Annotated in this window: 10 protein-coding genes; 5 read left to right on the top strand and 5 right to left on the bottom strand. The window is 56.1% G+C overall.

Going from position 1 to position 13,244, the window contains the following annotated elements:
- The 4 genes from lon (at window position 1) to HS103_02240 (ending at window position 6,797) form a co-directional block, all read left to right on the top strand.
- Complete coding sequence (gene lon / locus HS103_02255) at window positions 1–2,568, top strand: endopeptidase La (protein ID MBE7511624.1); 2,568 nt, start codon at window positions 1–3, stop codon at window positions 2,566–2,568.
- A 31-nt stretch (window positions 2,569–2,599) separates the two neighbouring features.
- The gene (locus tag HS103_02250) at window positions 2,600–2,959 is read left to right on the top strand and encodes a response regulator (GenBank protein MBE7511623.1); all 360 of its coding nucleotides are present in this window, start codon (window positions 2,600–2,602) and stop codon (window positions 2,957–2,959) included.
- 65 nt (window positions 2,960–3,024) lie between these two features.
- Window positions 3,025–5,028: a putative DNA binding domain-containing protein gene (locus tag HS103_02245; protein ID MBE7511622.1), complete on the top strand. Its 2,004-nt coding sequence runs from the start codon at window positions 3,025–3,027 to the stop codon at window positions 5,026–5,028.
- An 881-nt stretch (window positions 5,029–5,909) separates the two neighbouring features.
- The gene (locus HS103_02240) at window positions 5,910–6,797 is read left to right on the top strand and encodes a J domain-containing protein (GenBank protein ID MBE7511621.1); all 888 of its coding nucleotides are present in this window, start codon (window positions 5,910–5,912) and stop codon (window positions 6,795–6,797) included.
- Window positions 6,798–6,856: 59 nt separating this feature from the next.
- On the opposite strand, the gene HS103_02235 is transcribed toward HS103_02240, so the two are convergent.
- Both HS103_02235 and rny read right to left on the bottom strand, forming a co-directional pair.
- On the bottom strand, window positions 6,857–8,377 hold the full coding sequence (locus tag HS103_02235) for an MFS transporter (GenBank protein MBE7511620.1): 1,521 nt from the start codon (window positions 8,375–8,377) through the stop codon (window positions 6,857–6,859).
- Between the two features lie 148 nt (window positions 8,378–8,525).
- Complete coding sequence (gene rny / locus HS103_02230; protein ID MBE7511619.1) at window positions 8,526–10,085, bottom strand: ribonuclease Y; 1,560 nt, start codon at window positions 10,083–10,085, stop codon at window positions 8,526–8,528.
- 552 nt (window positions 10,086–10,637) lie between these two features.
- Here rny and HS103_02225 point away from each other — a divergent pair.
- Complete coding sequence (locus HS103_02225; protein MBE7511618.1) at window positions 10,638–10,994, top strand: glycosyltransferase; 357 nt, start codon at window positions 10,638–10,640, stop codon at window positions 10,992–10,994.
- On the opposite strand, the gene HS103_02220 is transcribed toward HS103_02225, so the two are convergent.
- Genes HS103_02220 through HS103_02210 form a run of 3 tightly spaced genes read right to left on the bottom strand, consistent with a single transcriptional unit; the run spans window position 10,987 to window position 13,200 of the window.
- Entirely contained in the window at window positions 10,987–11,367 is a 381-nt protein-coding gene (locus tag HS103_02220; GenBank protein MBE7511617.1) for a response regulator, read from the bottom strand. The two genes, HS103_02225 and HS103_02220, sit on opposite strands and share 8 nt — an antisense overlap.
- Before the next feature lie 29 nt (window positions 11,368–11,396).
- Window positions 11,397–12,764: a tetratricopeptide repeat protein gene (locus HS103_02215; GenBank protein ID MBE7511616.1), complete on the bottom strand. Its 1,368-nt coding sequence runs from the start codon at window positions 12,762–12,764 to the stop codon at window positions 11,397–11,399.
- Window positions 12,751–13,200 carry a response regulator gene (locus HS103_02210; protein ID MBE7511615.1) on the bottom strand — a complete coding sequence of 150 codons (450 nt, stop codon included), beginning with the start codon at window positions 13,198–13,200 and terminating at the stop codon, window positions 12,751–12,753. Before HS103_02210 ends, HS103_02215 begins: the two co-directional genes overlap by 14 nt.
- Between the last annotated feature and the right edge of the window lie 44 nt (window positions 13,201–13,244).

Here is a 13,244-nt window from a genome sequence, read left to right as displayed (position 1 = left end):
ATGTCCGACCAACCCAAAAAACGCCCCCAAGACACGGACGAATTGCTCTCTGTGACGGTCAGCGACGACGAACGCGGCGTCGAACTGAAAGAAGATGAACCACCCGCCCCCGAAAACGGCTTGCCCGTTGTTCCGGCGGTTTTGCCCATCTTGCCCTTGCGAGGGTTGGTGGTCTATCCCCAAACGGCAATGCCCCTCAACATTGGGCAGCCGCGCTCCAAACGCCTTGTTGATGAGGTGGTTGCGGGCGAGCGGTTGATCGGCTTGGTCGCCTCCAAAAACCCCGAATTGGAGACGCCCGGACCGAATGATGTTCATACTATTGGGACAATGGCGCAGGTGCTGCGCTTGTTCCGCGCCCCCGATGACACGATCCGCCTTTTGGTGCAGGGCATTGCCCGTATCCGCATTGGCGAGTATGTCACCACAGAGCCGTACCTGAAGGCGATGGTCACCCCGATCCCCGAAACGGTGGAAAAGGGAATCGAGGTTGAGGCGCTCATGCGCAACGTGATCGATCAGTTCACGCGCCTTGCCGATCTCGTCCCTAATATCCCGGGTGAGTTGATCAACTCCGCGCTGAATGTGGAAGACCCGCTCCAGCTTGTCTATGCCATTGCCACCTACATCCGCCTGAGCATCGACAACTACCAACGCATCCTTGAACTTGATAGCGTCGTTGAAAAACTTCGCCTGCTGATGACCATTCTCAGCAAAGAAATCGAGGTCTTGGAGTTAGGTCGAAAAATCCAAACCGAGGCGCAGTCGGAAATTGAGCATGTTCAGCGTGATTACTTCCTGCGCGAGCAGTTGAAGGCAATCCGCCGCGAACTGGGCGAAGAAGATGATCAGGCTGCCGAAGTAGAGGAATTCCGCCTCCGTGTGGAGAAGGCGGGGATGCCCGAAGAAGCGTTGAAAGAGGCAAATCGCGAACTGGATCGTATGGCGCGACTCTCCCCTGCCAGCGCTGAATATGGGGTGATTCGCACCTACCTTGATTGGATCACCACCGTCCCCTGGCAAACGCGCACCGAGGACAGCCTGAACATCGGGAGCGCACGGCGTATCCTTGACGAAGACCACTACGGCTTGAAGGACATCAAAGAGCGCATTTTGGAATTTCTTGCCGTGCGCCGCCTTCGGCAAGAGCGGTTCGGCACGCCCGACGAACGCCGCGCCAAAGCAGAGGGCAAAGCCAAGACGGGCGATCCCGTCCGCCGTGACCGCGAAGGGGCGATTCTGTGCTTTGTTGGACCGCCCGGCGTGGGGAAAACCTCGCTAGGGGCATCCATTGCGCGGGCGATGGGGCGTAAGTTCATCCGGCTGAGTCTTGGTGGGGTGCGTGACGAGGCGGAAATACGCGGCTTTCGCCGGACGTATATCGGGGCGCTGCCCGGGCGGGTGATTCAAACCTTGCGTCGCGTCGAGACGATCAATCCGGTGATTATGCTTGATGAGATCGACAAGCTAGGGCGTGATTTTCGGGGCGACCCGGCGTCTGCGCTGTTGGAAGTGCTTGACCCAGAGCAGAACTTTGAATTCCGCGATCACTACTTGGATGTTCCCGTTGATCTCTCGCAAGTCATGTTTATCACCACCGCCAATGAACTTGACCCGATCCCCGGACCGCTCCGTGATCGGATGGAGATCATTGCCCTATCGGGATACACCGAACGGGAAAAACTGGAGATTGCCAAACGTTACCTTGTCCCCCGCCAAATCAAGGAAAACGGGTTGCGTCGCAATGAGGTCAGTTTCACCGATGATGCCCTTCATACCCTGATCCGCGATTATACGCGGGAAGCGGGCGTGCGCAGTTTGGAGCGCTCTATTGGTGGGGTGGTGCGCAAAATTGCCACGCAGATTGCCGAGGGGATCAAGAAAAAAGCGCGGATTAGCGAAAAGCAACTTCGCGACCTGTTGGGAAAACCGCGTTTTGGCTACCAAGATGAGCTTGCCCAACGGACGACTCTGCCGGGTGTGGCAACAGGGCTGGCGGCAACCGCCTTTGGGGGAGATGTCCTGTTCATTGAGGCAACGGCGATGCCCGGCGCGAAGGGCTTTCAATATACAGGGCAGCTAGGGGAAGTGATGCAAGAGAGCGCCCGCACCGCGCTCAGCTACATCCGCAGCCGTGCCGGGGAACTGAATATCCCGAAGGATTTCTTCGAGAAAAACGATATTCACCTGCACGTCCCTGCCGGAGCCGTTCCCAAAGATGGTCCCTCCGCCGGGGTGACCATGGCAACCGCCCTTGCCTCGTTAATTACGGGGCGGGTTGTCCATCACAACGTTGCCATGACGGGGGAAATCACCCTTCGCGGGCAAGTTCTCCCTGTTGGTGGGATCAAAGATAAAGTCCTTGCCGCCAACCGCTTTGGTGTGGATACCGTCATTTTGCCTAGCCGCAACGAACCCGATTTAGAGGATATTCCGTCCGATATTCGGGAGGCGATGACCTTTATCCTTGCTGAGCGCGTCGAAGATGTCTTAGATGCCGCCTTAGAGGATGCCCCACCCGCCAAGAAAACCGCCAGAGCCGCAAAGAACGGCAAAAGCGGAACGTAAGTAACTGACGTACCCACAAAGGAAAAATGCCTTGGCTAAAGTAATGATCGTTGACGATGACCGCATCACCGTGACGCTGCTTCAAACGCTGCTCAGTTTAGACGGGTTCGAGGTGGTGGTCGTGTCGCGTGGGGGAGAAGTATTGGCTGCTGCCCAACGCGAACGCCCTGACATTTTCATGATCGATTACAACCTCATCGATATTACCGGAATACAGGTGATCAAGGAACTTCGCGCTCAGACGGAGTTTGCCAAGACGCCGATTCTTATGGTTTCTGGGATGAATGTTGAGGATGAGGCATTAAAAGTTGGTGCGTCGGTTTTCCTTGTCAAACCCTTTGAACCCGCCAAACTTGCAGGGCTATTTACCCAACTGTTGAGCGGGAGATGATTCACATGAATTGAACATGAACGGATACTATGAGTAACAAACCGACTACACAAAAATCCAAGAAGATGCAGTGGTATCGTATGGATTTGCATCTTCATACGCCCGGCTCGCTCGATTATCAAGAGCCGAACGTGACCATCCTTGATATTTTACGCCGTGCCGAAATGCGCGGGCTGGATATTATCGCTTTCACCGATCACAACACCGTGCGCGGCTATGCGGCTATGCTCGATGAAATTCATGAGCTAAAGATGCTCACCAAACGGGAACGGGCGCTCCCCGAAGAAAAGCGCCGCCTTGCCGAATACCAACGCCTGCTGGATAAAATCCTCGTCTTGCCGGGGTTCGAGTTCACCGCGACCTTTGGCTTTCACATTTTGGGGCTTTTTTCGCCCAGTGTCCCCGTTCGGCAGATTGAGCATGTGCTGCTTAGCCTGCGTGTCCCCCCCGCCATTTTGGATGAAGGCAATCCAGCAGTGGGGGCATCTTCCGATGTGCTGACCGCATACCGTATCATCAATGATGCCGGCGGGATGGTCATTGCTGCCCACGCAAATTCAACACACGGGGTTGCTATGCGCGGCTTCGATTTCGGCGGGCAAACACGCATTGCCTACACCCAAGATGCCCACCTTCATGCCCTTGAAGTGACCGATTTGGATCGGCGCGGACGCAGCACCACCGCCCGCTTCTTCGATGGCACAAAACCCGAATACCCCCGTCGGATGCGCTGTATTCAAGGCTCAGATGCCCATCGCCTCGTCCGCGACCAGCGCGGAGACCGCAACCCCGGTGTGGGTGACCGCATCACCGAGATTTTCCTGCCCGAACGCACCTTTGAGGCAATTTTTGAGGTGATCCGGGGGAACGATTTCGCCCGCACACGCCCCTATCGCGGCACAGGGACAGAGGTCTACGATCACATTCAATCAGCGCGTGAGGCAGGACCGAGCATCGTTCAATCTTTCCACGATTCGATGGCGCGGCAGGGTGGGCGACTTTACGGCGTCCTTGCCGATGTGTGCGCCTTTGCCAACACAAATGGGGGGACAGTTTACATTGGTGTCTCGCATGATTTAACGATCCCGCCCGTTGGCGTCTCCAACGTTGGCGAGAGCATCGAAACACTTCAAACGGAGATCAGCCACCGCATTAACCCCACCCTAGAGGTGGAGATTGACGCCCAAGAGACGGGCAGCAAAACGGTGATTCGCCTTCGCATCCCACGCGGAGACGATCCGCCCTATGCGATTGATGACAACAAAATCTACGTCCGCGAGGAGACGGAAACCAGCCTCGCCGTGCGCGACGAGATCGTTGGTTTGGTGCAGAAAAAGTACGCCGCCAATGCCGCCGCGCTCATCACTCAGGGTCAATCTTCCCCACCGCGTCAAGCACAGCGCCAAGAGACGCCTCCAGAGCAGAGCGAACGTCCCGCGCAAGGGGAAAGTGGGCGCGGGCGGCGAGGACAATCCACCGCGCCCGTTGAGGTTGCGCCGCCAGTAGTGGCGGTTGCCGCCGAAGCGCCGGCTGAGGATGGCACAGCACCAGCCCGCCGCCGCCGAGGGCGTGGCGGAAAAGGACAGCCAGAGGCATCCCCCGCCGCCAGCCCCCTTGCCAACGAAAACGATTCCGCCGCTGATGATGCACCCTTGCCGCCCGCCCCCCCGATGATGGGCAACACCGCTCCCCGCACAGGCGTAGAGATTGTGGGAACGGAAACACGCAAAGGCGAACAATACCACGTCATGCGTGACCTCCGAAAGGGAGCCGTTGTGAAGAATGTCACCCGTAGTTCGGCGCGGCGACTGTGGCACTATGCCATTATTGAGCATGAGACAAAGCCCCTCCAAGCGAAAGCTGTTCAATGGGAGGGCGATTATGGCTTGCGCAAACGTTATCGACGTAGCGGTATGATCCGCTATGACCTTGTGCTGCGTGATCAGGGGAAACTGCGCATCTTCTATGGTGTCACTGAGGATGGGATGCACGGGAAATGGGCATCCTTTATCAGCGATGAAGAACCCACCATTAACGAGGATGCCCCTGACGAATCCGGTGAGGAATAAACCTTCTCCGGTAGCCTCGCTGAGGGCTTAGCAAAACGCCTCTTTGCTTGCCCCCTTTCCTTGCCTGCAAGGAAAGGGGGCGGGGGATAGGGGCAGGGTGGGGACAACATAGAGGTGATCCCGCCGCTAAAGCAGCAGGCTAAACCCAGCCACCCCTTCGGGGCTTAGAAACCTTTCCCCCCGCCCCGTAAACAGTGCTGAGGGGGTGACAGTAGGGTGTACAGGCATTGGTTACCCTCATCCCTCTGCGATCCACTTTCGGCGTGTACCCGCTTCTTCCACATACGGGCAAAGGGTGAATCGCAATTCGGAGGGGTAGACCGCTCCCATGCCCCACTCTGGGGGGTGTGGGGGGACGCCCCCACACGATAATCCCCCTTCTCTCCCACATCGTGGGAGAGAAGGGGGCAAGGGGGATGAGAGGGCTGTTATCCTCATCGATCCGAAAGTGTCGCCCCCTCAGCCCGTAAACAGCGAGAGGGACTCTCTCCCCCTTTCCCTCTATTCTTCGGCTTGATCTGAGGCAACAAACTAGGTTCTGTTGACATTCTAATCCGCGTAGGGACGCAAGCTCTTGCGCCCATCGCCGCCTGTGAGCGCCCGCCGCTAAAGCAGCGGGCTAGGAGTAACCACCCCTTCGGGGCTTGGAAACCCTACCCCGTAAACAAAGAGAGGGACTCTCTCCCCCTTTCCCTGTGTACGGGAAAAGGTGACTGCTGCGCAGTAACCGGGGGGATAGGGGTTCTGACCCAAAACGTCAACACAGCCTAGCGGTGAATCCGCAGATTTCTAACGTGCCGCCGATGCTGATCTAACAGAAATCCGCTATAACCATACCGTAGGGCGAGTGTGATTCGCCTGCGGAAAGGCACACCGGATCCATGGACTATAAAGATTACTACAGCATTCTCGGCGTAAAAAAAGATGCTGATGCTGAGACGATTCGCAAGGCGTTTCGTAACTTAGCACGCCAACACCACCCTGATGTGAACCCGGGTGATGCAGCGGCGGAGGCGAAATTCAAAGAAATTTCTGAAGCCTATGAAGTTCTCAGCGACCCTGAAAAGCGGAAGAAATACGACCAACTCGGCAGCGATTGGGCGCGGTATGGGGCGGCGGGGAATGGCTCGCCCAATAGCTACACCTATACGGGCGACCTCGGTGAGATGTTCCGGGGGTTCAACAACGGCGGTTTCTCGGATTTCTTTGAGCAGATGTTCGGACGCAACGCAGGTGCGGGCGGGGGAAGCGCTCCGCAGCGCGGGCGGGATATAGAAACACCCGTGACGATTACCCTTGAGGAAGCGGCACGCGGCGCAGCGCGGATGCTCGTTGCCGAAGGGCGTGAGGTTCAAGTGAAAATCCCGGCGGGCGTCGATACGGGGTCGCGGGTGCGCATCAGCGGACAGGGGCAGCCCGCCCGCGCTGGTGGGAGCGCGGGAGATATGTACCTCGTTATTGAGGTGATACCCCATGAGCGCTTTGAACGCGAGGGTGACAACCTCTACACGGATGTTGAAATTCCCCTTTATACGGCAATTTTGGGCGGAAAAGCCGATGTGTCTACCCTTGATGGGGTTGTTCAGATCGCCATCCCAGAGGGGACGCAAAATGGACGCTTGATTCGCCTGAAAGGGCGTGGAATGCCAAACATGCGCCAAAAAGATGTGCGGGGCGATCTGTTTGCCCGTGTTCGGGTGATCTTGCCCAGTGGGCTGACCGCAGAAGAACGGCGGTTGTTTGAAGACCTGCGTTCCTTGCGGCGCTAACGCATCACCCTTCTATTGGGGCGCATGACGATGCGCCCACAAAAAGGCTGTGTTTCTCTTTAGTCCCCCGCTGCTGCCTCGCCTGCCTCGGCTTGTTGATGCCCCACCCTCTCGTTCACCCGCGTCAGCAGCAGACCCCCTAACACAAAGAAAATGACTACCGAGAGAATCGACGGGCGCAGATTGCCGCTCAAGCCGACCACCCCAAAGAGCAAAGGACCTAAAATTCCGGCGAATTTATCGCTGAAGCCATAAAACCCGAAGAATTCCCCCGATTTGCTGCGTGGCGAAAGTTTTGAATAGAGCGAACGACTCATCGCCTGTGTGCCGCCCTGCACCGTCCCCACAAGGAACGCCAGCATCCAAAATTCCGCCGCCGTGTAGAGGAAAAAGCCCCAGATGGCAATGACTGTGTAAATCCCCAAGCCAAAAAGAATTGAGGTTTTCGTGGTCAGCCTAGTGGCAAGGGGTCTTACAAGGGTGCGTCCCACAAACCACGAGAAGGCAATGCCCACCACCTGATTCACCCCAATCAAGAGGAAGGTCGTGTTTGTGCTGATATTGCCAGCAGCCGCAAAAACGCCCATGATTGGGAAGGTGATCGCCGTCCAGCAGATGAGTGCCACAAAAAATGTCCGCTGTTTGTTTTGTTCTTCGGGGAAGCGTCCATACATCAATGCATAGGGGAAAGCAACGAATTGGGTCAGCAGCAGTGCGCCGATCAAGGTTGTGTCGTCCAGCCCGACTTGTTGGCGTCCGTAGGTGGTTGCCAGTTGGATGATCGTCCCAATGCCTTCGCTGTAAACGAGGAAGGCGATCAGCATTTTAAACAGTTCGCTGTAGCCACGAATCTCACCAAATGTCTTTCGCAGGCGGGTAAAGGTGTCGCTAATGGCATTTCGTGAGGTACCCTCTTTAAGTGGGGTGGCAGGGGGTTCGGGGACAAGTAGGAAAAGCGGCAGGGCAAACAGCAGCCACCAAACGCCAGACATGATGAGCGTCACCCGTGTGGCATCCCCTCGGCTGGCGAACCCCAGTTTTTCCCACATGAGGATGATCACAACGCTGATCGCCAGTTGCAGCCCGCCACCGAAATATCCCAAACTGTAGCCAAGCGCCGAGAGGCGATCCCGTTGATTTTCGGGAGCGACATGCGAGAGCAGCGAATCGTACAGCCCTAATGAGATGTTCAAGAAAAGCTGCGTCCCAATAAAGAGGATGGACGCCCACTGCCATGCGCCATCTTGAATAGTGACCATGAGGGCAACGGCAATGGCGCCCATGGTCGTTGCGACAATCAGGTTAAACTTTCGCCGTCCGGTGATGTCGGAGAGTGTCCCAATAATCGGACCCGCCACCGCCGAGAGCAGCAGCGCTAGCGAAACCGAGAACGAATAAGCGCTGGCAGCCTGATCACCGAGGGCGGTCTGGGCAATGCCGTTGTAAAAGACGGGAAACACGGCGGCGATGATTAACGTCACAACGGCGGAATTCGCCCAATCGTAAAAAGCCCACGCGAGCGCGCGGCGGCGATAGGGCGACTGCCCATTTTCCTCAGTAGGTACAACAACGGCACTCATAAATCCCCCTTACACTTAGGAAATAATGTCCTATTCGCCCGTGATCATACAGCGAATCCGTGAAGGGGGTGTTAAGTGAAGGGAGATACCCCTGACAAGGGAGACCGCACGGTGATCGTTGTCGCAGTCTCCCTCGTTGGGGTGAGGCTTATTTCGCGTAATCGAGGGCGCGCACTTCCCGCAGTACTTGGACTTTGATCTGTCCTGGGTACTGCATTGTTTCTTCGACGCGCCGTGCGATCTCTTTTGCCAAGCGAATGGCGGTGAGGTCGTCAACCTGATCGGGGCGGACGATCACGCGCACCTCGCGCCCGGCTTGAAGGGCGTAACTCTGTTCGACCCCTTCAAAGCCGTTGGCGATCTCCTCCAACTGGCGAACGCGCTTGATGTACGTCTCAAGGCTTTCCCGCCGCGCCCCTGGACGCGCTCCACTGATCGCATCGGCGGCTTCAACGATGATCGCCTCCACACATTCCTGTTCGACCTCGTGGTGGTGCGCGGCGATGCAATTGATCACTTTAGCATTCACCCCGTAGCGCGAACAGAATTCCGCGCCAATGAGAGCGTGCGTCCCTTCCACCTCGTGGTCAATCGCCTTGCCCAAATCGTGCAGCAAACCGCCCATTTTGCAAATGGCGACATCTGCACCGAGTTCGGCGGCGATCATGCCGGCAAGGTGTGCCGTTTCGATGCTGTGGGCGTGCTGGTTCTGCCCAAAACTGGTGCGGAACTTCAGCCGCCCCAAGAGTTTGATGATCTCTGGGTGCAGCCCTGGAACACCCGCTTTGTAGGCGGCGTCCTCGCCTTCCTCGCGGATCACCTTATCTACTTCCTTGCGCGAATCATCGACCAGTTTTTCAATCCGCGCCGGGTGGATGCGCCCATCTTGAACAAGTTTGCCGAGAGCGCGTTTGGCAATCTCCCGCCGGACTGGATCAAAGCTAGATAGGGTGACAGCTTCGGGGGTGTCATCAACAACGACATCGACGCCTGTCGCTTGTTCAAAGGCACGGATGTTTCGCCCATTACGTCCGATGATGCGCCCTTTCATCTCATCGGAGGGAAGGGTAACCACGCTCACCGCCAGTTCGCTGACCTGATCAGACGCCATACGCTGAATGGCAAGGGCGATGATGTCACGGGCGCGGCGTTCGGCGTCCTCTTTCATTTCATCTTCAATTTCGCGCATCCGCCGCGCCATATCGGTGCGCGTTTCAACCTCCACTTGGTTAAGCAAGATCGTCCGCGCTTCATCACGGGTCATCTGCGCAATCTGCGCTAAAATTGCCGCCCGCTCCTCATAGAGTTTGTCAATATCCTGGCGCCGTTTATCCAGCGTGGCTTGACGTTTGTTCAGATCCTTGTCGCGCAGTTCAACGCGCTCAATCCGTTTATCCAATTCTTCGCGCCGCTTGTCCAGCCGCTCAAGCTCACGATCCAGTTCGACTCGGCGCTTTTTGGCTGCCCCTTCTGCCTCGTTTGTCAAACGCAGGGCATCATCGCGGGCGGCAATTTCAACCTCTTTAGCGCGGGCGGTAGCTTCCGAGATAAGGCGGTGAGTCTCCTCTTCGACAAGCCGCCGTTTGCTGGTCAAAAGTTCATCAGTATCGGCGATCACATCCTGACGGATACGTGAACGCATGGCATTAATCGCCACAATCACGACGCCGACAACGACAATCGCATCGACAATGATGATCAAAATCATTACAAGTGGGTCTGGCACAGGTGCTGCTCTCCCCGGTGGCGTTGTCTATCCACCGTCGTCTTAAAACACAACAAGCCGTGAGTGAATCCACATCACGGCGTGCGGGAGAAGCACAACCATTGAACACCGCGCCACAGCGCGAATCGTTATCGGAGGATGCGTATCGAACGCCCCTCGTCCATCACAGGCGGCTGCCTCGTATGGCGATAGTTTTGTGACCCATCAACGTTCTTCGGTGCAGCGCTCTCAGTAACGCCACTACTGTCCGCTGACCAGCGCACGCGAATTGCGGTTGTTCGTTCATGTTCCTCATAGCAAACGGAAGTTGCCGCATCATCCCTATAATCGGGACCTGTCTCAGACACGGAATCCGTTTGGTCTACCACACTGCCGTTGGTTGTAGATTCAAGGCAAAAATTTTAGGGCGACATGGCGGCAAATCCGCTGGATTGTAGAGATGACGAAGATGGTATCTTTTTGCTATCATGTCGTTACTGTCTATTATCGTTGAAAATGATCAATTGATCAACTGAGGGGTGTTTCTGCCCATCAATGCCGCCTACAGCCTATCCTAAGATTACGGTTATCACGCCGTCCTTTAATCAGGGGTGTTACCTTGAACAGATAATCTGTTCGGTGTTAGAGCAAGGGGATCCCAATCTAGAATACATTCTTATTGATGGCAACAGTCATGATGAGAGCCGTTCAATCATTGAGCGCTATGCCGCCCACTTTGCCTATTGGCACAGCGAATTGGATAGGGGGCAGGGGGCAGCGATCAACGCACGGCTGCCGCTGTTTCCCTTTTTAAGCACCTATTTGTGGTCAAAACTTGTCTCTGCCCTTCGGCTTATGGTGGCGCTCTGGGGTGTTTCCCGCCGTACAAGGAGAAGTCAACGGCTCACATAGGACTATTTAGCTTACTCCGCAGCCATGAACGAAAGACCTTAACATCAATGGGTTTTTGAATCAGTTCTAAAAATCCCTCTTCCTGAAGTGCCTTTTTTAAATCTGCCACACCATACCCTGTTAAGGCATAACAAGGCAGGGTAGCCGTTTGGGGATTCTTTTTAATTCTTGAGAACAACTCCCAACCATCAATCCCCGGTTTAAGAGAAAGATCAATCAAGGCAAATGTATAGTGTGTGAGCGCAAGATGCCCTTCGGCGTCTTCTGCGGTTGAAGCCATATCAGCCGAAATGCCCTCTGTCTTAAAAATATACATCAATAGCTCTTGAGCGTCTCGATCATCCTCTACAACTAGAATATCTTTTGATGCCATGATGCCCCCTCGCCATTGCTCCTAACTATTTATCCTAACCGGGCTATGCCCCGTGCGGCATTCTCTCGAAACAGTCCCCCTGCCCGCACAACGACCCGATATGCCTCTACCGCCCCACCTTTTTCCCCAAGTGTTTCCAAAAGAACGCCATAATAGAACCATGCGCGGCTGTTCCCCGGTTCATACGCCAGCGCTTGAGAGAGCATGAGCCGTGCTTCATCGTGACGCCCGCCAGAAAGATACGCCCACCCCAAGGCGGCTAAAACATCCGCACTAGTGGGAAAGCGGGCGGAAAGACGCTGCAATGCGGCCAACCCTTCGCCCGTCAGGTCAACGTTGGCGTCGGCATAGAAGGTCGCTTGGAGCGCCCCATAGGTTGGATTATCAGGGGCGAGAGCGGCGGCATTGGCAAACCATGTTGCCGCCTCTGCGTTCAAGCCCTGATCGCGGTAGAGCGCCCCGATCTCAGCAGGAATGGCAGGGTTTTCCGGGGCGAGTGCCGCCGCCGTCAGAAGCAGCCTCAGAGCCTCACGATAATCGGCACGCAAGCGGAAATATGCCCCCGCTGCATAGCTCACCGTTGGATCGTCTGGGGCTGCTTCTAGCGCCCGACGAATCAGCGCCTCACCCTCACGCCCACTTCGCGCCCGCACCAAGCCGAGAATCGCCCACACGCCTGGGGCATTGTACTCCCCATTAAGAGCAGTAACGAGGGCATATTCCACAAAAGGCAAGGAGTCAATTGAGGAGGGAATCGTATTCAGATAGACAAGGGCAAGGCGATAGGCTTTTATCGGCGGGGGATCATCGCTATAGGTTACCAGTGTTGCCCCAATCACCGTATAGAGGGTGGGGTACCCCTCAGCAGCTTGCGCCATATGGCGCAGCCCTTCGGTGGGGGAGGTGGGCAGCAACAACAAACCAAGTTGGAGATGCGCGGTTTGATCGGTGGGGACAAGGCGGATAATCCCCTGTAAGGCGCTTTGGGCAGCCATCCAGTCAAGGCGCTGAAGGGCAGCCTCTGTTAAAAGGCGCAGCGCGGGCAAATCGGCATCTTCGGGTGGTTGCCCTCGCAGGGAACGCTCATAGGCAGCCGCAGCCGCCGTTATGTTCCGCTGCTGCTGGTAGAGATCACCCAAGCGGCGCAGCGTATCGGGCGTCCAGCCTTCATGGGCGGCGATCAAGCTCAGATAGGCTTTGCTAAGCCCAGGGCGCTTCTGTTTTTGGGCGGTAAGGTAATGCACATCTAAGACAGCGCGTTTCACGGTACGATCCGGGCGCGGTTCACCCACCATCCCAAGAATGAGAATCGTGCTGCCTAAAAAGGCGAGCAAAACAACCAGCCGCCCCACACGCCTAAGCATCCCTTGTTGAGGATTATGGTCAGGGTGTGTCATTCTCCCGATCCACCAGCACCTTACGAACAATGTTCAAAATCTGATCGGGCAAGAGCGGCTTCACCAAATATTCATCAACGCCGCGTATCTTTCCTGCCAAGCGGTTTTTTTGGTCGCCAAACGCCGTCAGGACGATTACCGCCGGACGGGGTGGGGCATCGGGGTTTGATTCCTTCAGGGCGTCAAGGACTTCCCACCCGCTCATGTCTGGAAGGTTAATGTCTAACATGATCAAGACAGGATGCAATTCGTTGTATTTGGCAATAGCATCTTGTCCCCGCGCCTCAACAATCGGCTCAAGGTCAAGGCGGCGCAGGGTAGCGCTCATAATCTCACCCTGATCCTCATTATCTTCAATAATCAGGGCGACCCGCCGTTTAGACGAATCAGAATCAGCGGCACTGGCATTGGTGGGTGGGTTTGTGTTACCAGACATGGCATTCTACCCTTCCGAGGGCATCTTTCCTGTTTATCCAACCA

The sequence above is a fragment of the Anaerolineales bacterium genome (assembly GCA_015075625.1).
Classification (GTDB): Bacteria; Chloroflexota; Anaerolineae; order Aggregatilineales; family UBA2796; genus UBA2796.
The sequence above is the reverse complement of the archived record's forward strand: the minus strand, read 5'-3'. Positions and strand labels throughout refer to the sequence as shown.

Bases quoted from the DNA above. Each gene is read 5' to 3' on its own strand.
- HS103_02245 (MBE7511622.1), top strand. From the start codon at position 3,025: ATGCAGTGGTATCGTATGGATTTGCATCTTCATACGCCCGGCTCGCTC.
- HS103_02235 (MBE7511620.1), bottom strand. From the start codon at position 8,377: ATGAGTGCCGTTGTTGTACCTACTGAGGAAAATGGGCAGTCGCCCTAT.
- HS103_02240 (MBE7511621.1), top strand. From the start codon at position 5,910: ATGGACTATAAAGATTACTACAGCATTCTCGGCGTAAAAAAAGATGCT.
- HS103_02210 (MBE7511615.1), bottom strand. From the start codon at position 13,200: ATGTCTGGTAACACAAACCCACCCACCAATGCCAGTGCCGCTGATTCT.
- lon (MBE7511624.1), top strand. From the start codon at position 1: ATGTCCGACCAACCCAAAAAACGCCCCCAAGACACGGACGAATTGCTC.
- HS103_02215 (MBE7511616.1), bottom strand. From the start codon at position 12,764: ATGACACACCCTGACCATAATCCTCAACAAGGGATGCTTAGGCGTGTG.
- rny (MBE7511619.1), bottom strand. From the start codon at position 10,085: ATGATTTTGATCATCATTGTCGATGCGATTGTCGTTGTCGGCGTCGTG.
- HS103_02225 (MBE7511618.1), top strand. From the start codon at position 10,638: ATGCCGCCTACAGCCTATCCTAAGATTACGGTTATCACGCCGTCCTTT.
- HS103_02220 (MBE7511617.1), bottom strand. From the start codon at position 11,367: ATGGCATCAAAAGATATTCTAGTTGTAGAGGATGATCGAGACGCTCAA.